This is a genomic window from Pseudomonas sp. GM21, from assembly GCF_000282215.1.
Lineage (GTDB): Bacteria > Pseudomonadota > Gammaproteobacteria > Pseudomonadales > Pseudomonadaceae > Aquipseudomonas.
In genome coordinates this window covers 1-25,749 of record NZ_AKJS01000013.1, presented here as the reverse complement: position 1 = coordinate 25,749, position 25,749 = coordinate 1, and the positions used below count along the sequence as shown (strand labels likewise).

General features: G+C 57.7%; 18 protein-coding genes. 8 read left to right on the top strand and 10 right to left on the bottom strand.

The features are described 5' to 3' along the window. Positions 1-58: 58 nt before the first annotated feature. On the bottom strand, positions 59-316 hold the full coding sequence (locus PMI22_RS25880; RefSeq protein ID WP_007943056.1) for a hypothetical protein: 258 nt from the start codon (positions 314-316) through the stop codon (positions 59-61). Further along, a complete protein-coding gene (locus PMI22_RS25885; RefSeq protein ID WP_007943048.1) occupies positions 313-1,947 on the bottom strand; it encodes a S8 family peptidase in 1,635 nt (544 codons plus the stop codon). The genes PMI22_RS25880 and PMI22_RS25885 overlap by 4 nt, the downstream gene beginning before the upstream one ends. A 281-nt stretch (positions 1,948-2,228) precedes the next feature. On the opposite strand from PMI22_RS25885, the gene PMI22_RS25890 reads away from it, so the two are divergent. Continuing rightward, positions 2,229-7,844 carry a putative Ig domain-containing protein gene (locus PMI22_RS25890; protein WP_007943047.1) on the top strand — a complete coding sequence of 1,872 codons (5,616 nt, stop codon included), beginning with the start codon at positions 2,229-2,231 and terminating at the stop codon, positions 7,842-7,844. 72 nt (positions 7,845-7,916) lie between these two features. Here PMI22_RS25890 and PMI22_RS25895 read toward each other — a convergent pair whose 3' ends face one another. Together PMI22_RS25895 and PMI22_RS25900 are read right to left on the bottom strand one after the other, a co-directional pair. Continuing rightward, positions 7,917-9,287, bottom strand: a complete 1,371-nt coding sequence (locus tag PMI22_RS25895; RefSeq protein ID WP_033048725.1) for an HlyD family type I secretion periplasmic adaptor subunit — start codon at positions 9,285-9,287, stop codon at positions 7,917-7,919. After that, a complete protein-coding gene (locus tag PMI22_RS25900; protein ID WP_007943045.1) occupies positions 9,280-11,001 on the bottom strand; it encodes a type I secretion system permease/ATPase in 1,722 nt (573 codons plus the stop codon). The genes PMI22_RS25895 and PMI22_RS25900 overlap by 8 nt, the downstream gene beginning before the upstream one ends. Positions 11,002-11,552: 551 nt before the next feature. Between PMI22_RS25900 and PMI22_RS25905 the strand changes: the two genes are divergently transcribed. Continuing rightward, positions 11,553-11,993 (top strand): hypothetical protein, encoded by a 441-nt coding sequence (locus PMI22_RS25905; protein WP_007943044.1) that lies wholly within the window; start codon positions 11,553-11,555, stop codon positions 11,991-11,993. Positions 11,994-12,088: 95 nt separating this feature from the next. Here the strand turns inward: PMI22_RS25905 and PMI22_RS25910 are convergent, their stop codons facing one another. Next, entirely contained in the window at positions 12,089-12,991 is a 903-nt protein-coding gene (locus tag PMI22_RS25910) for a LysR substrate-binding domain-containing protein (protein ID WP_007943043.1), read from the bottom strand. 112 nt (positions 12,992-13,103) lie between these two features. Here PMI22_RS25910 and PMI22_RS25915 point away from each other — a divergent pair, with 112 nt between their 5' ends. Beyond that, complete coding sequence (locus tag PMI22_RS25915) at positions 13,104-14,378, top strand: glucarate dehydratase family protein (protein ID WP_007943041.1); 1,275 nt, start codon at positions 13,104-13,106, stop codon at positions 14,376-14,378. Between the two features lie 76 nt (positions 14,379-14,454). Here PMI22_RS25915 and PMI22_RS25920 read toward each other — a convergent pair whose 3' ends face one another. Beyond that, positions 14,455-14,670 (bottom strand): hypothetical protein, encoded by a 216-nt coding sequence (locus PMI22_RS25920; RefSeq protein WP_007943040.1) that lies wholly within the window; start codon positions 14,668-14,670, stop codon positions 14,455-14,457. Positions 14,671-14,777: 107 nt separating this feature from the next. Beyond that, positions 14,778-15,551 carry a ParA family protein gene (locus PMI22_RS25925; protein ID WP_007943038.1) on the bottom strand — a complete coding sequence of 258 codons (774 nt, stop codon included), beginning with the start codon at positions 15,549-15,551 and terminating at the stop codon, positions 14,778-14,780. 322 nt (positions 15,552-15,873) lie between these two features. Here PMI22_RS25925 and PMI22_RS25930 point away from each other — a divergent pair, with 322 nt between their 5' ends. After that, on the top strand, positions 15,874-17,211 hold the full coding sequence (locus PMI22_RS25930; protein WP_007943037.1) for an MFS transporter: 1,338 nt from the start codon (positions 15,874-15,876) through the stop codon (positions 17,209-17,211). Between the two features lie 232 nt (positions 17,212-17,443). On the opposite strand, the gene PMI22_RS30230 is transcribed toward PMI22_RS25930, so the two are convergent. Then, entirely contained in the window at positions 17,444-17,842 is a 399-nt protein-coding gene (locus PMI22_RS30230) for a hypothetical protein (protein WP_007943036.1), read from the bottom strand. Between the two features lie 331 nt (positions 17,843-18,173). Here PMI22_RS30230 and PMI22_RS25935 point away from each other — a divergent pair, with 331 nt between their 5' ends. Further along, positions 18,174-19,346 carry a DUF1624 domain-containing protein gene (locus tag PMI22_RS25935; protein WP_007943035.1) on the top strand — a complete coding sequence of 391 codons (1,173 nt, stop codon included), beginning with the start codon at positions 18,174-18,176 and terminating at the stop codon, positions 19,344-19,346. Positions 19,347-19,516: 170 nt separating this feature from the next. On the opposite strand, the gene PMI22_RS25940 is transcribed toward PMI22_RS25935, so the two are convergent. Both PMI22_RS25940 and PMI22_RS30225 read right to left on the bottom strand, forming a co-directional pair. Beyond that, positions 19,517-20,788: a RidA family protein gene (locus PMI22_RS25940; protein WP_007943034.1), complete on the bottom strand. Its 1,272-nt coding sequence runs from the start codon at positions 20,786-20,788 to the stop codon at positions 19,517-19,519. Between the two features lie 259 nt (positions 20,789-21,047). After that, positions 21,048-21,275, bottom strand: coding sequence for a DUF3079 domain-containing protein (locus PMI22_RS30225; protein ID WP_007943032.1), 228 nt, complete (start codon positions 21,273-21,275; stop codon positions 21,048-21,050). A gap of 149 nt (positions 21,276-21,424) precedes the next feature. Between PMI22_RS30225 and PMI22_RS25945 the strand changes: the two genes are divergently transcribed. The 3 genes from PMI22_RS25945 (at position 21,425) to acnB (ending at position 25,747) form a co-directional block, all read left to right on the top strand. Beyond that, entirely contained in the window at positions 21,425-21,769 is a 345-nt protein-coding gene (locus tag PMI22_RS25945) for a hypothetical protein (protein ID WP_007943030.1), read from the top strand. A 299-nt stretch (positions 21,770-22,068) separates the two neighbouring features. Next, positions 22,069-22,734 carry a lysozyme inhibitor LprI family protein gene (locus PMI22_RS25950; RefSeq protein ID WP_033048723.1) on the top strand — a complete coding sequence of 222 codons (666 nt, stop codon included), beginning with the start codon at positions 22,069-22,071 and terminating at the stop codon, positions 22,732-22,734. Positions 22,735-23,146: 412 nt separating this feature from the next. Continuing rightward, positions 23,147-25,747, top strand: a complete 2,601-nt coding sequence (gene acnB / locus PMI22_RS25955) for a bifunctional aconitate hydratase 2/2-methylisocitrate dehydratase (RefSeq protein ID WP_007943028.1) — start codon at positions 23,147-23,149, stop codon at positions 25,745-25,747. Positions 25,748-25,749: the final 2 nt, after the last annotated feature.

The window sequence follows — 25,749 nt, the reverse complement described above, 5'->3', positions numbered from 1 at the left end:
AGCTGCAATGCCGATGAACCCGCCGCCAAAACTTCAAGCAGCGGCAACGCTCGGGCTGTCATTTCATTTCAAGCGTTTTATCGCGAAGTTTGTTCCAGTTTGTGCCCGGTTTACGAATCTCGGCGTAGGACGGGAAAGTCACTTGCCATTGAGATTCTCCAGCGATAATCGACAGCTGCCGTTCATCGACCTGAGCCTCGAACAGATCAGTCGCCCTGCAGACAAAGTCTGTGCAATCGAGCTTCTGCCGCAGGCGCAATTCTGCTTCCTTTCTCTCTGAAGACGGGCCTTTGTAAGTCAAAACCACGCTAGTCATTTCAGTACTCCGAAACCTTCGTAGTCATTGCTCCAGCCGACCTTCCGTGTCGATTCGAACAGCATCTTGATGATCGCGTCTGCACGCTCTGGCCCGCGTGCCATGGCAAGGATCTCAGGGTGCTTCGACAGCAGGCGAGCCGCCATGCCGCTGGTGAATGGCGTCGCCATTGAGGTCCCTGACATATTAGCATAGAGCCCCTTCGGGTAAGTCGAGATCACCGCCACCCCTACTCCGATGAAATCGGTTTCCCTTCCATAGTTGGAGAACACGGCAACAAATTCATTCCCTTTCCTGACTGGGCTTTCATGGTTCACATCAGGGCTATCGAGTGGAAATGTTCCGTCTCGTCCCAATGCTCCTACCGCCAGACTATGGGCGTAGCGGGCCGGGTAGCGAATCGACGGTTCGCCGTCGTTTCCCGTCGCGGCAAATACAACCATGCCCGCGTTACGCGCCTGTTCCAGAATGCCGGGAACTTCAGGCATGGGCTCAAGACTCCCCATGCTGATATTCACCACATCGCACCCATCGGCGATCGCCCTCTCAATGGCGGCAGCTATTTCAATAGACCTGGCTCGTCCACGATTTCCAGTCTTCGGGCACACTCGGTAAGCGAACAGCCGACACGCCGGAGCGACGCCATACACCTCTGTTCCAGGCAGTTTCTTTGCAGCGATGGTTCCGGCGACATGAGTGCCGTGGCCAAGGCCGTTATCAAGGTAGTCCGCCGCGTTTTCACCCGGCACCAGGCACGCCCCTCCGGCCAATTCCAACGCGTCGTGAGGCCCCACACCACAATCGATGACACCGACGCTGACGTTCTCGCCAGCGTTTTCTTCATAGGGTGCGTAATGGTTGATCAAGCCAAAGCCATAGGGAGTCAATGCCTTCAGCTCAATACTCACCCGCTTTGGCGCTGCGACGCGCTCGAAACCGGAAACGAACACTGACCAATAGGTGTGCTCAGGCTCGACAATGAGGAGTTCGATTTTGGGGTAGGAAAGAGGGATTGAAAAAAGAGCAATGCCCTGACTGTCAGACTCGACGCTGGCATGGGCTCCATTCCAGTCCAGCAGTGCGCGCACTTTGACCTTTGCCACCGGCTTGTCTTCTGCGTCGGTCAGCTGTACTTCGAAGCGTTTGGCCCTCATCCCTTCGCTCACTTGTATCGCGAACGCATCCAGCTCATCTCCCATCGGTCGGATGTACTGTGGGTAGAGCCATGTTGCGGGAGTGACTTTCAGCCCGGGTGAGTTGCTACGCACCGCCATTAGAGCTGACCTGTTCGCTTTAACGGCCATCGAGCCACGGAACTGATGTATCAAATCCATCTTGGGCGCCGCCCTCTTCCCTCCTTTAGCGAAGGCCGTGGAAGTGTTGCCGAGTCCTAAAACCGAAGCTGACTGAACTTCAGGACTATCTGCTGATACTTCATCAGACAGACGCACAACGACGACGTCATCCGAATATCGTTCTTCTTCGCTTATGCGCGCCTGTCGAAGTTGCTTCACCAGTTGCTCAAGCCGCTCAAGCTGTCCGCCGTCGGCAAAATCAACTTTACCATTGAGCGTATCAAGCTCATTCAAGACGCTTGGCTTGGCCTTGCGGGGCTTTGGCTTGGCAGGCATGTCGTGAATCTCCATTTCGTTAGAGTCAAGATCAAGTTGATCTGAGCCTAGCACTCGCCCCTACTTTCGATAGGCGGCGTATTTGACGTAGCACTGCGCGAAAGGTCTGGCTCGCCACCCAAGAAGCGTCAACAGAGCGTCACTTATGCGCAATTCTTCACAACCGCTGATCAGTTAGTTTGTTTTCTGTCACAACTTTTACGCTCCGCTGGGTCATAACACGTGGTCGTCGATGGAATATTGGCACCTACCGAGGTTTTAGTCTGACACGGAGTAAGTTTATGATTTTCAACGTACAGAATTTTGGCGCCAAAGGAGATGGCATCACAGACGACACGGCAGCGATACAAAGTGCGATTGATGCAGCGGCTGCCGCAGGCGGGGGGCAGGTGTATATGCCCACCGGAACTTATATCGTTACGGGAGGTGAGGAACCCTCCGACGGTTGCCTGATGCTCAAGAGCAACGTCTACCTGTACGGCGACGGCATGGGCGAAACCACTGTCAAGGTAGCTGACGGCACCGACACCAAAATCACAGGTGTCATCCGCTCGGCCTATGGCGAGGAAACCCACGACTTTGGCGTCAGCAACCTCACCATCGACGGTAACCGCGACAACACCACCGGCAAGGTCGACGGATGGTTCAATGGCTACATTCCCGGCGTAGAAGGCTACGACTCCAACGTCACCCTCGACAGCGTCGAGATCAAGGATTGCTCCGGGTACGGTTTCGACCCCCATGAGCAAACCGTCAACATGGTCATCAAGAACAGCGTGTCCCACGGCAATGGCCTGGACGGTTTTGTTGCTGACTTCCTCAGCGACAGTACCTTCGAAAACAACGTCGCCTACGACAATGACCGCCACGGTTTCAACGTCGTCACCAGCACCCACGACTTCACCCTCACCAACAACGTGGCCTACAACAACGGCAGTACGGGCATCGTGGTGCAGCGCGGCAGCGAGAACATCCCCTCCCCCAGCAACATCACCATCACCGGTGGCGCGGTGTATGGCAACGGCGCCGAAGGGGTGCTGATCAAGCTGTCCAGCGACGTGACGGTCAGCGGCGTCGATATCCACGACAACAACAGCGCCGGGATCCGCATCTACGGCAGCAACCACGTCGAGGTCATCGACAACACGCTCAATAACAATTCCCTGGGCAGCCCCGTACCGGAAATCATCATTCAGTCCTACGACGACACCCTGGGCGTGTCCGGCCAGTACTTCAACGGCAGCGACAACACGATCCAGGGCAACATCATCAGCGGCAGCAACCTGTCGACCTACGGTGTTGCAGAGCGCAATGAAGACGGCACCGATCGTAACGCCATCATCGGCAACACCATCAGCCACACCAGCAATGGCGCCACGCTGGTCTATGGCGACGGCAGCTACGTCAGCGCCACGGTGCCGATGACCACCGTGCAAGGCACAGCTGGCAATGACACCCTGCTGGGCAGTACGGCCAGCGAGATTTTCTTTGGCGGCGCCGGTAACGATACGATCAATGGTGGCGCCGGTGGCGACATTCTGGTGGGCGGTGCAGGCATCGACAAACTCACCGGCGGTACCGGCGCCGATACGTTCCGATTCGCCGCTCAATCGGACAGCTACCGCAACGCAACTTCAAGCTTCGATGACACCATCACTGACTTCGACGTCACCCAGGACAAGATCGACCTTGCCGGCCTCGGCTTCACCGGCCTGGGCAATGGCCGTGGCGGCACCCTGCAGGTCAGCTACAACACCAGCAACGACCGCACCTACATCAAGGACTACGATGCCGACGCCAGTGGCAATCGCTTCGAGTTGATTCTCTCGGGCAACCTGGCCAGCACCCTGACCGCCAGCAACTTCATATTCAATCGGGTGGTCACCGGCACCAGCGCCAGCGACTCGCTGTTGGGCAGTGATTCGGCAGATACTCTGCTCGGCCTGGCGGGCAACGACAGCCTCAATGGTGGTGCGGGCGACGACAAGCTCGACGGTGGCGCCGGCATGGACACCCTCACAGGTGGCACCGGGGCGGATTCCTTTGTGTTCTCCAATCGCCTGGACAGTTACCGAAACTACAACACCGGCGGTGCCAACCTTGGCGACCTGATCACCGACTTTGATATCACCGCCGACAAGGTCGACCTCTCGGCCATGGGTTTCACCGGCCTGGGGGACGGCAAAAACAACACCGTGTACCTGGCACTCAACAGTGCCGGCACCAAGACCTACATCAAATCCCTGACCGCCGACGCCAATGGCAATCGCTTCGAAGTGGCACTGGACGGCAACTACCTCGACAAGCTGACCAGCGCCAACTTCGTCTTCGCCACGTCGTCACCGACCAACCAGGCACCGGTGGTGGCCACGCCGCTGCTGGATCAGAACGCCACCGAAAACACCCCGTTCAGCTATGTGGTGCCAGCCACCAGTTTTTCTGATCCGGACAACGACAGCCTCAGCTACACCGCCAAACTCGCCAATGGCAGCGCCCTGCCCGCCTGGCTGACCTTCGATGCCGCCACCCGTACGTTCAGCGGCACGCCAAGCGACACGGCATCGGGGACCTATTCCATACAGGTCACCGCGTCCGATGGCAGCAATGCCACCGTCAGCGACAGTTTTACCCTGGCCGTACAGGACGTACCCGGCGCACCCACGGTGATCAATGGCACGCCGAACAACGACACGCTGACGGGCACCGCTGCCAACGAACAACTGCTCGGTGGCAGTGGTAACGACACCCTTAATGGCGGCGCCGGCAACGACATCCTGGTCGGCGGTACTGGCGTCGACAAACTCACCGGAGGCGCGGGTGCCGATGTATTCCGCTACACCTCAAAGCTCGACAGCTACCGCACGGGTACCACCAGTGCCAGTGACCAGATCCTCGATTTCGACGTAACCGCCGACAAGATCGATGTCTCGACGCTCGGCTACACGGCCTTGGGCAACGGCCTGAACGGCACGCTGCAAGTGACCTACAGCGCGTCTACCAACCGCACCTACCTCAAGGATCTCACTGTCGACGCCAACGGCAACCGCTTCGAAGTGTCGCTGGCCGGTAACTTGTTAAACAGCCTGACGGCGAGTCATTTTGTCTTCGCCGACCAGAACACCCCCAGCAATATCGCGCCGGTGGTGACCATCCCCCTCCTCGACCAAAACGCCACCGAAAGCACGCCATTCCAGTACACCGTGACCCACGACAGCTTCACCGACGCCAATCAGGATGTGCTGGCCTACACAGCGACCCTTGCCGACGGCAGCGCCCTGCCCGCCTGGCTGAAGTTCAACACCACCAGCCTGACGTTCAGCGGCACGCCGACCAGCACGGCGTCTGGCAATTACAACGTACTGGTCAAGGCCACCGATCCTTCAGGTGCGTCGGTGAGCGACAGCTTCGCCCTGGTGGTGGCCGATGCGCCCGCCAACACCATCACCGGCACCACCAACGCTGAAAGCCTCACCGGCACGGCAGCCGCAGACCTGATTCTCGGCCTCGGTGGCAACGACACCATCAAGGCCGGCACCGGCGCTGACATCGTCGACGGCGGCGCCGGACGCGATTCGCTGTACGGCGGCGACGGTGCCGACACCTTCCGCTACACCAACGTACAAGACAGCTATCGGGACTACGACACCGGCGGCGTCACGGCCACCGACACGATTTATGACTTCACCGTGGGCGTCGACAAGATCGATGTTTCGGGCCTTGGCATCCTCGGCCTCGGCGATGGCAGCAACGGTACGTTGTACATGACCCTCAATGCGGCCGGCGACAAGACCTACATCAAATCCGCCGAGGCCGACGCCGATGGCAATCGCTTCGAAATTGCCCTCAACGGCAACTACCTCAACACCCTGACCGCCAGTGATTTCGTGTTCGGCGAACGAGCCCAGCAAGACATCCTCTACCTGCCCACACTCGGCCAATCCAATGCGCGCCTGCTGCGCATGACGGAGGACGACGATCAGTCCGGCACCTCGATGCTGGTCAACGACCTGGACCGCTACACCCCCTATGACGTACGCAGCCAGTTCACTGATGCCGACGGCAACGGCATAGACATCGCCGTGGGTGGAAGCACTGTCAACGGCCTGTCGACCCTGAGCCCCGAGGAACTCAAATTGTGCTGGTGGCTGACCGACACCAATCAACCCGGGCCTGCGTTGTTGCGCGCCGTGGCGTTGCTGCAAGACCAGCTCACCGAACTCAAAGCCGTCGATAACGTCACCATGGGCATCATTTGGGGCCAGGGCGAGGAAGCCGCCCAGGAGATCGGCCGCGCCACCGACAAGGCAGGGGCCGCAGCGGCTTACAAGGCCGCAACCTTGAAGGTGTTTGATTACCTGCATGCCCAGTTCGGCAACTTCAGCGTGTACATGATGGAAACCGGTCACTACGAGCAGGATGCGGCGCGTGCCCGTGGTTATTCGGAAGAAAAGATTGCCTCCATCGTCGAAGGAGTCGGCTATGTCCGCGCCGCCCAGGAAGCCATGGCCGCCGAACGCGCCGACGTCAAACTGGCGGTGGACTACAACGACCTGCCCTTGCGCTATGAAGTCGATCCGTTAGTGTATCCGGATGACGTCTGGCACCTGCACGAAGAATCGGCAGAAATCGTCGGCCAGCGCCTGGCCGACTACATCGCCACCGACCTTGGCTTCCAGGGAAATCCCAACGACAACAACAGCGTGCAGGACATTTTCGACAACGCTCAGAATCAGGGCGGGATGATTTCCGGCACCGATCAAGCGGATACCCTGGTGGGCAGCTCGGGCAACGACACACTGGATGGCGACCTGGGCGCCGACACCATGACCGGGGGCGATGGCAACGACATCTACGTGGTCGATAACGCGTTCGACAGCGTGGTGGAAACCAACACTTCGACCGCGCAGATCGACACTGTGCAGGCATCTGTCAGTTGGACGTTGGGCGCCAATCTCGAAAACCTGGTGCTCACTGGTGTGTCGGAGATCGATGGCACCGGCAATGAGCGGCGCAACTTCATCACCGGTAATGACGCCGATAACGTGATCGATGGTGCCGCAGGGGCCGACAGCATGAGCGGTGGCGATGGCGACGACACCTACTATGTCGACAATGCCGACGACACCGTGATCGAGACCAACAGCAATGGGGTGCCTGGAGGGATCGACAGCGTGCACAGCAGCCTGGCGGCCTATTCCCTCGCCAGCAACGTCGAGAATTTGTATATCGATAGCGCTGGCGCCGCCAATGGCACGGGGAATGCGTTGGACAACACGCTGTTTGCCGGTGCCGGCAACAATGTGCTGGACGGCCGCGAGGGTAAGGACACCGTGTCCTATGAGCGCGCGTTGGCGGGGGTTACCGTAACCCTCTCGACATCCGCACAACAAAACACCGTGGGTTCCGGACTCGACACCCTGAAATTCTTCGAGAACGTGACGGGAAGCGCTTACGCCGACACGCTGTCGGGCAACAGCTCAGGGAACGTTCTGGACGGTGGTGCGGGTAACGATTCGCTAGTGGGTGGTTCAGGCGATGATCGACTGATCGGCGGTGCAGGCACCGACAGCCTCACCGGCGGCACGGGTGCGGATACTTACGTGTTTAGTGCCTTGTCGGACATGGGCATCGGGGCTTTGCGCGATGTGATCAGCGGTTTCAAGACCACAGAGCTTGATCAACTGGATCTGACCGGCCTGGACGCCAACCCGCTGACTGCCACCGTCGACGCCTTTACGTTCATTGGCAGCAACGCCTTCAACCCCACCAACGCCACCGGCCAAATTCGCTTTGCCGATGGCATCCTCGAAGGCAGTGTCAACGCCGACGCCACCCCTGAGTTCCAGTTCGAGCTGGTGGGTGTCAAGGAGCTGCACGCCAGCGACTTTACAGCCTGAGTTGCACTTGCTCGCGATAGCGGTGGATTAGCCTACGCTGATCCAGCGCCTTCGCGAGCAAGCTCGCTCTGCTCACTCCTCTTTGAACGCCACCAGCAAGCGTTCACGCAACGGCTTCATCAGGTAATTCATCAACGTACGTTCCCCCGTCACCACCGTGACATCGGCGAGCATGCCGGGGCGCACCAGCAGGCCGGCGGCCTGCAGCGAGGCGACGGTGTCGGCGGGAATGTCTACCTTGGCGGAAAAGTACGGCTGGTGTGTCTGTTCATCGATCAACTGGTCCGCCGACACCGTGGCCACCGTGCCGGTGACGGTCGGCGTGTCCACCCGTTGCAGCGCCGTAAAATGCACATGCACCGGCAGCCCCGGGCGCAACTTATCGGCCATCAGCGGCTCGAAACGCGCGGTGATCGCCATCGGCGCATCCAGCGGCACCACCTGCATCAGGGTTTGGCCGGCCTGCGTAACGCCCCCGACCGTATGAACGCTCACGTCCATGACCTGCCCGGACACCGGCGCACGGATCGCTCCGTTGTCGACTTCAAACTGCAAGGCATTGATCTGATCAGCATAACCGGCCGCCTCGGCAGAGACCTCGCTGAGCTGGGTTTCGGCATCGCGGCGAAATTCCTGCTGCGCCTGCAAGGCCTTGAGCCGGCTCTCGTTGATCGCCTGGCGGGTCCTGCCGACATCGCCCACCCCGGAGGCAATCTGCCCGGCCAATTGGGCGGCGTTGCGCTCGGCCTCTAAAAGTTTGTTCCGAGGAATGTAGCCTTCACTGGCCAAATCACGCAGGCCTTTCAGTTCCTGCTGCTGAAAGTTCATCTGCGAGTCGTAGTTGCGCTTGAGACCTTCGTAGCCCAGCAATTGCTGCTGCAATGCCTCGACTTCGTGCTCGATGATCTGCAAGCGGCTGCCCAGTTCTGCGCGGCGGGTCAGAAACAACTGGCTCTGCAAGTCCATGGCGGCCTTGACCCGTGGCTCGTCGACGCGTTCCAGCAATTGCGCGGGCCATTGGATCTCGCCTTTGCCCAGGCGCTCGGCAATCAACCGCGCCTCGACGCTGCGATCATTGAGCAACTTGCCCAGGATCACGTCCCGTTGCGACTGCGCCTGCACCGTATTGAGTTGCACCAGCAACTGTCCCTGGGTGACGCGGTCGCCATCGCTGACCAGCAGCTTCTCCACCACCCCACCGACCAACGACTGCACGGCCTTGCGTTCGCCTGCTACCACCACGGTGCCGCTGCCCACGACACCCTGGTCGAGCGGTGCCAGGCAGGCCCAGAGCAGGAAGCCGCCCAGCGTCAGGACAAGAAAACCCACGCCATAGCGAGCCGCTCCCCCGGCGTCCGTACTGGCAGTGGGCAGCGCTGTGGCGCCGCGTACGCTCAGGCCCTGCTCGCTGTACATTTGTGTTCCTGGGGTCAAATCACGCATTTCCGCCAGCCTCCCTCACCACGGCCGGTTTAGGCCCTGGCATTAATGCGTTGAGCACCCGATCCCGTGGACCGAATGCTTGTTGAGTGCCGTCCTTGAGCACCAGGATGTGATCGACCACCGCCAGCACATTAGGCCGGTGGGTAATCAGCACCACGGTGCTGCCAGCAATCTTGAGTGCACTGATGGCCTGCACCAGCGCCAGTTCTCCGGCTTCATCGAGGTTGGAATTGGGCTCATCGAGCACAATCAGCGACGGGCACCCATAGAGCGCGCGAGCCAGGCCGAGGCGTTGTTTTTGTCCACCGGACAAGCCAAGCCCGCCGGGGCCCAGTGGCGTGTCGTAACCCTTGGGGAAATTCAGGATCATCTCGTGAATGCCGGCATGGCGCCCGGCGGCGATGATCTTGTCCGCGTGCTGTTCACCGAAGCGGGCAATGTTGTCGGCCACACTGCCGTCGAACAGCTCGATGTCTTGGGGCAGGTATCCAAGGTGCGGGCCCAAGGCGTCGTGGGACCATTGACTGATCTCGGCGTTGTCCAGACGCACCGACCCGCCCATGGCCGGCCATACCCCGACCAGCGCTCTGGCCAGCGTTGATTTACCACTGGCACTGGCGCCAACGACGGCGAGCACATCCCCTTTGGCCAGGCTGAAATTGATACCGCGCAAGGTAGGTTGCGAGGCGCCAGGCGGGCCGACATATAACTGCTCCAGGCGTACCGCGCCGGTGGGGGCTGGCAAAGGCATGCGCAGGCGCTCGCGCGGATGTTGGGCCAGCAGTTGGCTCAAGCGCTGGTAGCTCTGGCGGCCGGAGTTGAATTGCTTCCACGAACCAATGGCGATTTCCACGGGCGCCAGCGCACGCCCCAGCAGTAGCGACATCGCAATCATCATGCCCGCCGACAATTGGCCTTCCAGCACCAGCAACGCCCCCAGCCCCAAGGCCAGAGACTGTCCGGAGATGCGCACGAAGCGGGTCGTCGAAGTGATACGCGCGCTACGATCGCTGGCATGGGCCTGAGCGGCGATGATGCGTTGTTGCAGCAGGCTCCAGCGCTGGCGCAACGGTCCGAGCATGCCCAGCGCCTGGATAACCTCGGCATTGTGTAACGTACTATTTACATAGGTCGACGACTGCACGCCCAGACGATTGGCTTCGCCCAAGCGCGTGCGAGTCGCCAATTCGCCCCACAGCGCCAGGCCAATCAGCACCAGGGCCAGGACCAGCGTCAGCAGGCCGAACCAGGGGTGAATGATGAACGCCACCAGCAGGAAGATGGGCAACCACGGCGCATCGAGCAAAGCGATCAAGCCTTGGCCGGTGATCAATTGCCGCAATGTCGCCAGATCGGTGAGCACCTGCGCCGGGTTTGCGTTGTGCTCGCGCAGGCTGCGAGCGAAGGCTGCGTCGAAAATCCGCTCGCCCAAGGCATCGTCCAGCCCCGCGCTCATGCGAATCATTACCTCGCCGCGTGCCCACTCAATCAGGCCGCTGAACATGAACAGTCCCAAGGCGATCAGCGTGAGCATGTACAAGGTGGTTTCGTTGCGGCTGGTCAGCACCCGGTCGTATACCTGCATCATGTAGAGCGACGGCACCAGCACAAGCAGGTTGATCACCCCACTGAACAGCGCCAGCGACCAGAACACCCGGCGATAGCTTAATAAAGCGGCATCAATGTCATGACGCGGATCGAGAAGCAAACCCATAAAATGTCGCCCGCAAAAGGAATAGTCAGTCCAGGTAGCAATCCATCGCGAGTCTTTTTTGCCCTGAGGCATTGGAGAAAACACCAAACGTAGCCTGACTTGCCGCTGTCCGAGACGGTCCTTGTCGCTACAGGCGCCATTTACTGACAACGGGGGCACGGGTTAGTGCCAGTTCGACCGGCTAGGGTGTCAGGGGGGTGACGGGCGGGAGTGTTGCATGCCCTCAAGTGGATTGAAGGCTCAGCGCGGCATCTTTTGCGGGCTAAAAAGCATTTCAAAGGCCGGTAGAACCAGAGATTCTAGGACGCTCGGGAGCCTTTGTGAGATGCTTTTTTGAAACCGCGCGCGTTCATGCCTGGATGTGCACTACGATAAAAGAACCCGGTTCATTTGTTCCGGGTTATGCAGTCAGTCATCCGGTTTCCAGGTCGCACGGTCTGAGACAGGAGATCGACAGCCCGTAAACGGATGCAAATGCTACGATTCAATTAATTCGAGAAGAGATAAAGCGACCCAATCGAAACCTCACTTCATAGGAACCAAGAGTGGCCATGAAGCGGATCCTGAGCGGTGCTATCACCCTGGCAATAATCGGTACGTTGACCGTTGGACTAGTCCAATGGAGAGCTGTGGCAAAGCAGAGTCAAGACGTTTCGTGCAGTGAAGCCAGGCACACCTTGAAAGGGGTGGAAATTCGAGCGCGTGCGCTGGCGGCCGGAATGACCGTGGAGGCCTACGCGAGCGCTGAAGAAGAGGAAGTGGCGAAACTGATCCGCGCGCTTGAAGGTGCGACTAGCGCGGAGGATATTGATTCGGTCATGGCGAGTCACTCTGCCGCCATAGAAGCGGAGGATGCCGCTGTTGAGGCAGAGGTGGACACTCGCGGCGATCAAGCATTCCTTGAACAACGATTGAAGAAGCAGCGCATCCCCGTCGATGTCAAACAGCAGCTCGAACGTGCCGCAAAGGCCGTCAGTCTCACTTGTAGCTAGCGCTGCGCTGACCAGCCCTCCCCTCAAAAAAGCTGCAAAAGGACAGTGTCGAGACGCTCGGCCGGACAGCCAAGACCCATCTCCCGCCCACCCATTCACACCCCCCATCCCTCCCTCACAGCTTTGCGAATCCCCTCCAGCAACATTGCAAACGCCGGATTGTCATTATTATCGCGCCAGATCAAATGCAGCTCACTCTGTACGCCCTCCCCCAGATCGATATCCCGAAACACCACGTTTTTGAACACCACACTGGTGGCGCAGCGAGGGACCAGAGCCAGGCCCATTCCAGCGTTGACCAGCGCCAGAATCGTCAGTGACGAACCGAGCCATTGCACGTACTCGGGAGCGACCCGGGCTGAACGCAGCATACCGGTCAGTAGTTCGTTGAACGGCGGATAGGCGGCGTGGGAGTACATCAGGAACGGTTGCGCTTCGAGGTCTTTGACGGACACGGTTTCGGTACTGGCCAGCGGGTGGCGACTGGGGATAGCCAATACAAATGGTTCGCGCACCAGGCACTCAGTGGCGTAGCCCGGTTCCAGCAAGGGCGCGCGGACGATGCCCAGATCGATCCGCCGGGCGCGAAGGGCTTCGTGCTGTTGGTAGGTGTTCATCTCCGACAGATCGATTTTGACATGGGGCTGTTTGAGCCTCGCTTCAGCAATGACCTTGGGCAGAAACTCGTACACCGCGCTGCCAACGAAACTGATGTTGACCGAGCCGATGTCGCCTTCGGCAAATCGCCGGGCAGTGACGGCGGCTTGCTGGGCGCGCTCCAGCAGGTTCTGCGCTTCGATGAAGAACGCCCGCCCGGCAGCAGTGAGGGTCACGCTGCGGGTGGTGCGGGTGAACAGCTCGACACCCAGGTGGTGCTCCAACAGTTGGATTTGTCGGCTGAGAGGCGGTTGCGTCATGTTCAGGCGTTCGGCGGCGCGACGAAAGTTGAGTTCGGTGGCCACCGTGGTGAAGCAGCGCAGTTGAGTCAGTTCGAACATTGATCTAATCCGGGTATCAATCGAATGCCAGTTTAGATTAGACGGGATCAATTGCCACCTCCATGATCGGCTCGTCCTAAAAATCAACAAGCCTTTCAAAGGGAGCAGCCTCTTGAAAATCAAACGAGTCACCGTTACCCCCATCGCTTTCCGTGATCCGCCACTGCTCAATGCCAGTGGTATCCACGAACCGTTCGCGCTGCGCTCGATCATCGAGATCGAGAGCGACAATGGCTACATTGGCCTGGGTGAGAGTTACGGCGACGCTCCGGCGCTGGCGATCCAGCAGCAATTGCAAACCAAGCTGATCGGCCTCGACCCGTTCAATCTCAATCAGCTGCGCGCCATCGTGCAGGCCACCGTGGCGTCGAACAAACCGGCAAACATCGCCGGCGCAGAACTGGCGCCCGGCTCTCACGCCAGCAAAGCGGTGAGCAATGCGTATTCGGCGTTCGAAGTGGCGTTCCTGGATTTACAGGCACACTCGCTGAACGTGCCGTTGGTGGATTTGCTGGGCGGTGCGATTCGTGACGAGATTCCGTTCAGCGCCTATCTGTTCTTCAAGTACGCCCAGCATATCGATTCGCCATACAAACCCGACAGCTGGGGTGAAGCGCTGAACGAAAAGCAGATCGTCGCCCAGGCTCGGCGCATGATCGAGACCTATGGTTTCAAGAGCATCAAGCTCAAGGCTGGCGCGCTGGAGCCGGAGCATGAGGTGGCGTGCATCAAGGCGCTGAAAAAGGCCTTCCCGGGTTACCCGCTACGGATCGATCCGAACGCTAACTGGTCCATGGAAACCTCGATTCGCATGGCCGAACTGCTGGGCGACGACCTGCAATATTATGAAGACCCGACGCCGGGCCTTGAGGGGATGTCCGAACTGCACAAACGCACGGGTCTGCCTTTGGCGACCAATATGGTGGTCACTGATTTCGATGAGTTTCGCCGCAGTGTGGCCTTGAACAGCGTGCAGATTGTCCTCGCTGATCACCACTATTGGGGCGGTCTGCGCGACACTCAGGCGCTGGCGAAAATGTGCCAGACCTTTGGTGTAGGCGTGTCCATGCATTCCAACTCGCATTTGGGTATCAGCCTGATGGCCATGGCCCATGTCGCCGCCTCGGTGCCCAATCTCGATTACGCCTGCGACACCCATTACCCTTGGCAGGAGCCGGATGAAGAGGTGATCAAGGGCGGCAAGCTGCCCATCGTCGATGGTTGCGTGAAAATTACCCGAGCGCCCGGATTGGGCCTGGAGCTGGATCACGATCAATTGGGCAAGCTGCATGACCAATACCTGACGTGTGGCATTCGCCAGCGCGATGATGTGAAGCAGATGCAGCGTTACAAGCCTGAATGGAAAACCATCAAACCGCGCTTTTGAGGGTGTCCGGTGCCTGGCGGTCAGGACCAGGCACTGGTTTTTCAGCGCCGATAAAAAATATGAGGATGCCAACTACTTACGCGAGCTTTATGGCGCCGCCCTGAATATTGTCGCGCGCCATTCGCAAGTCATTGGCGTCCTGGTTGAGCTGGTGAATCATGTTGAGCAACCGTTGACGAAGCACTTCGTCCTTGAGCTGCTCTGCTGCGCGCATCACATCGAGTGCCGCTACCTCATTATTCGATGCGACGGAGTCAAGCAGTTTGCGCATGCTTCTTGATGGCCTATTCATCTCCACCCCCTTAGGTTTCGGTGAAGCGAATCATAGGTCTGGAATGTTTCGTCATTGTTTCAGCGGCACGAACTTCAGGCGCAACCGGAGGGGCCGCCATCTGTGAACTAAGCAGCCCGTTCCAGGGCATCGAGCAAACCGACAAATTCCAGCGAAAGCTTATGACGAGGAGCCAAATGAATGAGGGGGACTGACACCTCGTGAGATTCGCGCATCTTGACGGAGCTGCTCAGGTATACCGGCAGCACAGGCAAACCTTCTGCCAGCAACTCATCCACAAGACTTTGGTGCAAGCCAGTGTGTCCAGTGAACTGGTTAACCACCACGCCTTCCACTGTCAGTGATTCATTGTGATCACAACGTAGATCTTCTACCTGCGCGATGACGTGATACAGCGCCTGACGAGAAAAACTGTCGCAGTCGAACGGAATCAGCAACCTGTCTGCCGCCACCAGCGCGCTGAAGGTGTAAAAATTCAGTGACGGAGGTGTATCGATGTAGATGCGCTCATAGTCCTCGGAAAGCTCGACCAGTAACTTGCGCAGCTTATTGATCTTGTACTTGCTCTCCAGTTTTGACTGGAGCTCTGACAGTTCAGGGCTGGCAGCCACCAGATGGAGGTTGTCGTAACGGGTCTCGGTGATATGCACGCGACTCTTTCTGCCTTCGAAGCCGCCAGACAATGTCTGTTTGAAAAAATCGGCGATGCCCGCTGGAATGCGCTCGTTGATCAAGCCAGTGAGGTAGTGAGTCGAATTTGCCTGGGGGTCGAGATCTACCAGCAGTGTTCGGTAGCCTTCGGCTGCGCTCACAGCGGCAAGGTTGCAGGCAATGCTGGATTTTCCAACGCCACCTTTCTGATTGAATACGACACGACGCATGGGGCTTGCTCATCCGTGAAAAAGGCCAGAGGCCATCTTAGGTGAAGTGTAAGAACTCGTGTCAATTCTATGACCGTAACATGACAGTTTTACGACAGAGATCAGCCAAAGCTGCGAACTAGAGCGTTTTGACAACCAATGCGTTGCCATGCGCGCCTCAGCGCAGGACCTTGTTTGCCAGTCCACCTCGCGAAGGCGCGAGTAATGCCTGATTCAAGCGCATGAAGTCGGTCCTGACTATGTGGATGACACTTTTGAAGCAAACCGCCGTGGTGCCTGCCCCGATAATCGAAAGCTTACTAACGAACTATCGAGGTCCAGCATGACGAGCGCAACGACAGAACAAGTCAGCCCAGGAACGCTCCGAAAAGTGATTGTGGCCGCCGGCATCGGTAACTTCGTCGAGTGGTTCGATTTTGCCGTCTATGGCTTTTTGGCCACGACCATCGCCCAGCAATTTTTCCCAAGTGGCGATGCCAGTGTCGCCCTGCTGAAAACCTTTGCGGTATTCGCCGTGGCGTTTGCGTTTCGGCCCCTTGGCGGGATTTTCTTCGGCATGCTGGGCGACAGGATCGGCCGCAAGCGAACCCTTGCGATGACAATTCTGCTGATGGCCGGTGCGACGACCTTGATCGGTCTGCTACCCACTTATGCCACGATCGGGGTCTTGGCGCCGATTCTGCTTTCCCTGATCCGTTGCGCCCAGGGCTTTTCCGCCGGGGGAGAATACGCAGGTGCCTGTGCCTATTTGATGGAGCATGCGCCGCACGATAAACGCGCCTGGTATGGCAGCTTCATTCCGGTGTCGACATTTTCCGCCTTCGCTGCGGCAGCCGTGGTGGCTTACGCGCTTGAGGCGTCATTATCGGTCGAAGCGATGGGTAGCTGGGGCTGGCGTTTGCCGTTCCTGATTGCCGCGCCGCTGGGCCTGGTAGGTCTTTACTTGCGCTGGAAGCTCGATGAGACACCGGCGTTCCAGGCGGTGACTCAAGAACATGCAGTGGCCCATTCCCCGCTTAAGGAAACCTTGCGCAACCATGGTGCCGCAATCTGCTGCCTCGGCGCTTTTGTGTCGCTCACCGCGCTATCGTTTTATATGTTCACCACCTACTTCGCTACTTACCTGCAAGTCGCGGGGGGCCTGAGCCGCGCCACTGCGTTGCTGGTGTCACTGATTGCCTTGCTGTTCGCTGCGGCGATCTGCCCACTGGCGGGGCTGTATTCGGATTGGGTCGGGCGTCGAAAAACGGTGATGACCGCTTGCGCTCTGTTGATTGTGGCCGTGTATCCATCGTTCCTGATGGCCAGCTCCGGCTCGTTCGCCGCCTCCATCGCCGGGGTTATGCTCCTGGCGATTGGCGCGGTGTTGTGCGGTGTGGTTACGGCGGCCTTGCTCTCGGAAACGTTCCCGACCCGTACCCGATACACCGCATCGGCTATCACCTACAACATGGCGTATACCCTTTTCGGCGGCACCGCACCGCTGGTGGCGACGTGGCTGATCAGTACCACCGGTAGCAACTTGTCGCCGGCGTTCTATCTCATCGCGGTGGCTTTACTCGCGCTGGCGGGTGGACTGGCATTGCCGGAGACTTCAAGGATCTCCCTGCATGACATTCCGTCGCAGGGAAAAGGCGCGGGCGTGAGCGCTGCAGCCTGAAACACGAAACGAGCCGAGACGGTGGGTCGACCTATTCTTGCCGACGATCCACCGCACGGCTATGCCGAAGTGCCCGCGTCGTAAGCGGTGCCAACGGCTTCAACAGCGGCCGAACCACCCGGATCGGCTTATTCGCTGGTGGAGGAAGTGGTGGTGCGGTTTCGTACTGAGTCGTGAGTCGGGCGAGGACAAGCGCCCTTGTTGCAGGCGCATTTACCCCATTGGCTTCGCACTAGCGACGATAGTAGCGGCGGTCGTCCTCGTAACGGTGCCGCATGGCCCTATCATTGTGACGATCCCAGTCACGATGGCGCTCGGCTTCACGGCGAGCTTGCTCTCTACGCCATTGATCTCTGCGCCAGTTGTCTCGGCGCCAATCGTCCCTGCGATCGTGCCAGCGGTCGTCATGCCAATATCGGTCGTCATGGGCGAGCAGCGGCCCTGACTGGATGCCGCCCTTACTGGCCAAGGTCGGCCATGGGTTTGCGGGAACCTCGACAGGAGCCTTAACGGTTGCGACTTCAGTTACGAAAACAGGGGTTGAGGTCTTCATCTGTGTTGCTGATGCCGAGCCCACTGCCGCGAACGCGAACAGGCCGAACAGCACCATCCGTGGATCATGGAATTTCATGAGCGAAGACAACCTCTGATTGACAATTTGACGTGTGGCCATCCGACTGCGTTTACCGAGTGGATGTGCCTATCCACATAGACCGATAAATAGGAAAAAGTTCTAGGACGCCGTTGTTTAAATAGCCAACGGGCTCTGTGTTCGGACCGACAGCTGTTTGCCAGTCTGACGTGGGCGACTTTGCTGAGTTCGGCATGTCCACTCGCTTTTGACACCGAGTCGCCGAGGGGCCTGCCGGAAAGCATTACGGTCAGAATGTGGCGATATGTTATATCGATTGCTGATCTGTCGATGTAATGACAGCTATATCCACTCCTGCCTGCGGCTTTCGATGACGAACTTTACTCATATCGCCCCCACCCCGAGCGCAAATAAACGCCTGCTATCCATAGACGCCCTTCGGGGATTAGTGATCATTTTCATGCTACTGGATCACGTGCGCGAAACGTTCCTGCTGCACCGCCAGGTTGTCGACCCGATGGCCATCGACACCACCGAACCCGCAGTATTTTTCAGCCGGACGCTCGCCCATTTATGTGCGCCAGTGTTCGTACTGCTGACTGGATTGTCCGCCTGTTTGTACGGCGAAAAGCACCAAGGCAAAAGCGATGTGGCGGCCTTCCTGTTCAAGCGAGGTCTATTCCTGGTACTGCTGGAGTTCACCTTGGTGAATTTTGCCTGGACATTTCAGTTCCCGCCCAGTGTGATTTACATGCAGGTCATCTGGGCCATTGGCGTCAGCATGATTTCCCTCGCCATACTGGTCTGGCTCCCTCGGCCAATCCTGTTTGTTCTGAGCCTGGGCATCATCGCCGGGCACAACCTGCTCGATTCACTGCACTTTCCGGTTGATTCAGCGATGCACGTGCCCTGGGCCATTCTGCATGATCGCGGCTGGATCGAATTCTCAGACGGCTTGCGCCTTCGCAGCTCTTATCCTGTGCTGCCATGGATCGGCGTGATTGCCCTGGGTTTCTGCATCGGCACCTGGTTCTCCCCCTCTGCGTCCGTCACCACGCGTCAGCGATATCTGTTCCTGGCAGGGGCCGGCGCGTTAGTCAGTTTCGTCGCGCTGCGTCTGGTTAATGGTTATGGCGAGGCTCATTGGGTGGCCTATGGCAGCACAACACAAACCCTCATGAGTTTCTTCAACATTACCAAATACCCGCCTTCCCTATTGTTCCTCTCACTGACGTTAGGGGTAGGCCTGTTGCTGCTTCTTGGCTTTGAACGGGCTCAGCAACGCAAGTGGATCAACACGTTGGCGGTATTTGGTGCGGCGCCGATGTTCTTCTACTTGCTCCATCTATACGTACTGAAAGTGCTGTATCTGGTGAGCATGGCGCTGTTCGGTTTGAATCAAGGCAATTACTTCGGTTTCGACAGCGTTTGGGCTGTGTGGCTGACGGCGGCACTCTTGGCTTGGGCGCTATATTTACCCGTGCGCTGGTTCGCCACATTGAAGGCGCGTCGTCGCGATATCGGCTGGCTCAAATATTTCTGATACATCCCCACTCAGAAAAGATATAACGCTGTTGCTGTATCGATTATAAAAAAAGGAAGCTGGATACCATTCCAGACTTCCCTTTTTTATTTACGTTATCTATGAACTTTCGCACTCACCATAAGTATTAGCAGAAACCGCCACTACTTCTGCATTGACAAGAACCTCTATCATGATGCTGGAGGCGTGCCCTCGGCGTTGGCTACAACTGCTTCTATTTGAATTAAAGCACTTTTAGGCAACTCTGATACACCCACTGTCCTTCGTGCAGGAACACCACCGGAAAAGAAGGTCGTGTACACCTCATCCACAACACCAATGTCCTCGATATTCTTAAGAAAAATATTGACCTTAACCACATCCTCCAAAACGTGGTCGATACTTTCGACAATGGCCTTGATGTTTTTCAAGCACTGTCCAGCCTGCTCTTTTACACCGCCCGCTACCACCTCCCCCGTCTTTGAATCTAAAGGCAATTGGGCCGAGATATGGTTGTAATGAGAAAAAGCGACAGTGTGTGTAGATAGAAAGCCTGTTGGCGCATTTTCCGTATTGTTCGCTTTTATGATGAGTCCATGCCTGTCTTCGACAGCTTGCGGCGGCGTGCCATCTCCGTGCGACACAACAGCTTCGATTTGTACCAAAGCATCCATCGGTAGAGCCGACACTGAAATGACTGTCCGTGCAGGAATATAGGCTGCGGCCCGGGCTATCGCCGAGTCCGGAAAAAATGTTGTATAAACTTCGTTTACAGCTTCAATATCCGATAGGTTTTTTAGAAAGATATTTATTTTGACGATATCGTCAAAAGGAACGTCGATGCTTTCCAGAATTGCCTTGATATTTCTCAAGCACTGTTTGGCTTGCTCTTTTGCACCACCCGCTACCAATTTTCCAGTTACTGGATCGATAGGTAATTGCGCGGAAAGGTTGTTGTAATGAGAAAAAGCTACGGCTTGCGCAGACAGAGGGCTAACGGGTGCGTTTTCCGTGTTTTTTACCACTTTTACAAGATCGCCTGCCTGCGGTGCATTCGGGATTGTGCCCTCGCCATTTGAAACCAACGCTTCAATTTGCACCAAAGCACCCATAGGCAAAGCGGCAACGGCGACTGTCGTTAATGTAGGGACATAGTCAGGAAAGAAAGCTGTATACACTTCACTCACAGCTTCAACGTCTGAGATGTTTTTAAGAAATACAGTAACCCTGACCACATCATTCATAACATGGTCGATGCTTTCAACAATGGCCTTGATATTTTTGAAGCACTGCCCAGCCTGCTCCTGCACCCCGCCAGTTACCAATTTGCCAGTTTCTGGATCAATCGGTAATTGAGCTGAAAGATTATTATAATGAGAGAACGCTACAGTTTGTGAATACGGGCCTATGCTTTTTGGAGCACTTTCTGTATTTCTTGCCAATACTGCGTTATAGCCACTCATAATAACACTCCCTTCTTTTACTGCGATTTCGCTGGTTGCGTGGCAAACACGTATTCCACTTCGCTATCGACAGTTGCCACCGTTTATCCGGGCGACGGACATCAAGTCCACGCAGGGGTTGGATAGTAAGTGCCCGGGGTACTTCATGGAGCAGGTGCTAGTGTAGTGGTCTCTGCGTACTACGCCATTGCACAATCGCTCCCGATCAGCTTTTCTCGCGAGTTGAACTCAGTGAATCCTGGTCTGAAAACGCCGACTTCTATCCGTTTTTCAGCGGCTTAAGCGAATGAGCGGCTGGAAGCTGCGGTGGCGACATCTCTATGCCCCAGTCGCCAGGCACGCACCAATCCTCTCCAAACAGTTCGGCCGGATGCATCGTACGTTCAGAGCCGTTGCCGCAAGCCAACGACTTGGCCGGACAATATCGGTCGCACCCCCAGCAGATCCGTTCGGGGTGTTTGGGGTTGACGGGGAAGTTCTTGGCCATGCCGGTCTCCGATGAGTGAGAGGCGTTTTTCCACCCTACAGCTTATGCGCAGCGCCCTCCTTGATCGATATCAACAAGCGGCTGCTCTCCCCCCATCGCGATCCAGGGACTAAGCTTCTAACCGCAGAACAGCCTTGGAGACCACGTACATGCTCAATAAAAATCCTTTCCCGAACACTGAGACACCAAACCATCCACCGTTGTCGACATGGGACGATCAAGCCGCAGCCACATCGATCGATGAAGATGCGTTTACCGCCCCGCCCGCGCTGACCAACGCCGAACTGGTTCACTTGCGTGTCCGGGTCATTGCCCTGGAAAACCTGGTCATCGCGCTGCTGGCCGAAGGCTCGGAACGTCAGCTCGCCATTGCCCGGGAAATGGCCGATTACATTACTCCCCGACCCGGTTTTACCCAGCACCCCTTGACCGTCCACGCGGCTGCACAGATGAACCACAGCGTCGAGCGAGCCCAACGATTTCGCCAGGAATAGGAACCACAGCTGTGTCCGGGGTTGGAAGTCGGGGCGGTGATTGACGGTTGCCCGGAACGCAAGGGGTGCTGATGGCTCCATGCGGCAATAATCCAGGCGGCCGTTCATCGCGAGTCTGTTGCGCAGTTGCTGCAACAAAACGTCGTTTGCCGGCGCCGCTACCGCCATGGCTCAGCTGCGACTATATTAAGTCTGATATTTAAATGTCATCCGCGCCAAAAGCTTTGCTATTGGAGGAACAATACGGTGACCACTTGATCCTAAAGTCCTGTTCAGTAAATGATCCGGGTGACATCAACATGAAAACGGTCACGGCCCTTTTCACCTGCCTTCTCGTCAGCGTATGCGTGGCGACAATTCCTTGTGCCAATGCTGCCAAGAAATCCAAGCCTTCACGAACCTACAAGACCAGCTTCGACTGCGCCAGCGCCAAGGCACGCGTAGAAAATCTCATCTGCCACGACCCGCAACTGGCGCAGATGGATATTGAACTGATGCGTCTTTATCGCCTGGCGCTCACGGATGAACGTTCCGTACCCCCTCCCGAAAAAGTCATGATCGACCAGCAGTTCTGGATCGCTGCCCGCAACCAGTGTGGCACCGCGCCGGAGCCCAAGGCCTGCACGGTCCGAAGTTATGCCGAGCGTGCGCACCAGCTACGCCAAGGCTCGGCCATTGTGAGAACCAAGGATCCCGACAGACTGACCGATGGCCCCCTGACGTTACGTTGTAGCGGACTCAACGGGCCGATTGCCGCCACTTTCTTTAACACGCAACCAGGTGTCGTTTACCTGAAATGGGCAAACGCCTCGATTACCTTGAACCAGATGCCCAGTGATTTGGAAACCCGCTACATCGGCAAGGATTACAAAGGGAACTACAGCTTCCGACAAAGCGTAAACGGGGTGTTTTTCCAGAAACCAGGCGCTGGGGAGATGAGCTGTACGGTCGAGCCGATCGGCTGAGGGCTCTGGGACGCCTGCAACAGGCGTCCTCACATTGTCGACACCTTGTGCGATCAATCAAATTTCCAGCCCTTTCAACCGCCATTAGCGGCGCCACACTGTGGGTGATACTCAAAATGTGTCGACAATCCTGTTGATTACCCTCCAATAAATCATTATATTTCGGCTCGATCACGAAATAGTGTCGACAATGAGTGTCATTGGCGAACATCTCCGATGGGGACAGACACCGATCTGTGCCTTCCGGCTTCGAGACAGAACACCTTTTGTAGGAACAGTTGATCCGGTGGTTTTGGGTGGTCACCCTCGATTGCCGAACGACTGTTCCTACCTTTATTCAGTGAACCAATACCCGGCTGCTTTGCACCTTCTTCGTTCACTCAACAACACGCGGTATGACAGGAGAAGCCCAGTGCTCGAGACCTACGTACAACAATTACAAGCACGTGCCGAGCAAGGGCTTCCACCCTTGGCGCTTAATGCCGAACAAACGGCTGGCCTGGTCGAGCTGCTGAAAAATCCTCCGGTTGGAGAAGAAGCGCTCCTCGTTGACCTGATCACCCATCGCGTTCCGCCAGGTGTGGACGAAGCGGCCTATGTAAAGGCCGGCTTCCTCTCCGCCCTCGCCAAAGGCGAAGCCGATTCCCCTCTGATCGACAAGAAGCGCGCAGTTGAACTGCTTGGCACCATGCAGGGCGGCTACAACATCGTCACGCTGGTCAACCTGCTGGACGACGCTGAACTGGCCCCGGTCGCGGCCGAAGAACTCAAGCACACCCTGCTGATGTTCGACGCTTTCCACGACGTCGCTGAACGCGCCTGGAACGCTAACGTTCACGCCAAAGGCGTGCTGCAATCCTGGGCCGACGGCGAGTGGTTCAAAAACCGCCCTGTGCTGGCCGACAAGATCAGCCTGCGCGTGTTCAAGGTCACCGGCGAAACCAACACCGACGACCTGTCCCCTGCTCCGGACGCCTGGTCCCGCCCGGACATCCCGCTGCACGCCCTGGCCATGCTGAAAATGGCTCGCGACGGCATCGTGCCTGACGTCCAGGGCGTCACCGGTCCGATGAAGCAGATCGAAGAAATGCGCGGCCAAGGCTTCCCGATCGCTTACGTCGGTGACGTGGTCGGTACCGGTTCTTCGCGTAAATCCGCCACCAACTCGGTGCTGTGGTTCTTCGGCGATGACGTGCCTTACGTGCCGAACAAGCGTGCTGGCGGTTTCTGCTTCGGCAACAAGATTGCTCCGATCTTCTACAACACCATGGAAGATGCCGGCGCACTGCCAATCGAATTCGACGTCACCAACATGCACATGGGCGACGTGATCGACCTGTACCCACACGCTGGCAAAGTCTGCAAGCACGGTACCGACGAAGTCATCACCACCTTCGAAATGAAGACCCCTGTGCTGTTGGACGAAGTCCGTGCCGGCGGTCGTATCCCGCTGATCATTGGCCGTGGCCTGACCGACAAGGCTCGCGCCGAACTGGGTCTGCCAGCGTTCGACCTGTTCAAGAAACCGGATGCCCCGATCGAAAGCACCAAGGGTTTCACCCTGGCGCAGAAAATGGTCGGCAAGGCGTGCGGCGTAGCCGGTGTGCGTCCAGGCACCTACTGCGAACCGAAGATGACCACCGTCGGTTCCCAGGACACCACCGGTCCGATGACCCGTGACGAACTGAAAGACCTGGCGTGCCTGGGCTTCTCCGCTGATCTGGTGATGCAGTCCTTCTGCCACACCGCGGCTTACCCCAAGCCGATCGACGTGACCACCCACCACACCCTGCCAGACTTCATCATGACCCGCGGCGGCGTTTCCCTGCGTCCGGGCGACGGCATCATCCACAGCTGGCTGAACCGCATGCTGCTGCCGGACACCGTCGGTACCGGTGGTGACTCGCACACCCGTTTCCCGATGGGCATTTCGTTCCCGGCCGGTTCCGGTCTGGTTGCGTTTGCTGCAGCCACCGGCGTTATGCCGCTGGACATGCCGGAATCGATCCTGGTGCGCTTCAAAGGCAAAATGCAACCGGGCGTCACCCTGCGTGACCTGGTTCACGCCATTCCTTACTTCGCGATTCAGGCTGGCCTGTTGACCGTTGAAAAGAAAGGCAAGAAGAACGCCTTCTCCGGCCGCATCCTGGAAATCGAAGGCCTGGACAACCTGAGCATCGAACAGGCTTTCGAGCTGTCCGACGCCTCGGCTGAACGTTCGGCTGCCGGTTGCACCATCAAGCTGTCGAAAGAATCGATCACCGAGTACCTGAGCTCCAACATCACCCTGCTGCGCTGGATGATCGGCGAAGGCTACGGCGATGCGCGCACTCTGGAACGTCGTGCTCAAGCGATGGAAGCCTGGATCGCCAACCCTGAGTTGATGGTTGCCGATGCTGACGCCGAATACGCTGAAATCATCGAAATCGACCTGGCCGACATCAAAGAGCCTGTGCTCTGCGCGCCAAACGATCCGGACGACGCCCGTCTGCTGTCCAGCGTTGCTGGCGAGAAAATCGACGAAGTGTTCATCGGTTCGTGCATGACCAACATCGGTCACTTCCGCGCTGCCGGCAAGTTGCTGGATCAGGTCAAAGGTCAGCTGCCAACCCGTCTGTGGCTGTCGCCGCCGACCAAGATGGACGCTCACCAGCTGACCGAAGAAGGCTACTACGGCATCTACGGCAAAGCCGGCGCACGCATGGAAATGCCGGGCTGCTCGCTGTGCATGGGTAACCAGGCACGTGTAGAACCGAACTCGACCGTAGTGTCGACGTCGACCCGTAACTTCCCGAACCGTCTGGGTGACGGCGCGAACGTCTACCTGGCCTCGGCCGAGCTGGCGTCTGTTGCTTCCATCCTGGGTCGCCTGCCGACCGTCGAGGAGTACATGGAATACGCGGACAAGATCGACAGCATGGCGGCCGATGTCTACCGCTACCTGTCCTTCGACCAGATCGCCGAGTTCCGTGAAGCTGCAGCGAACGCCAACATTCCGGTCGTTCAAGCCTAACG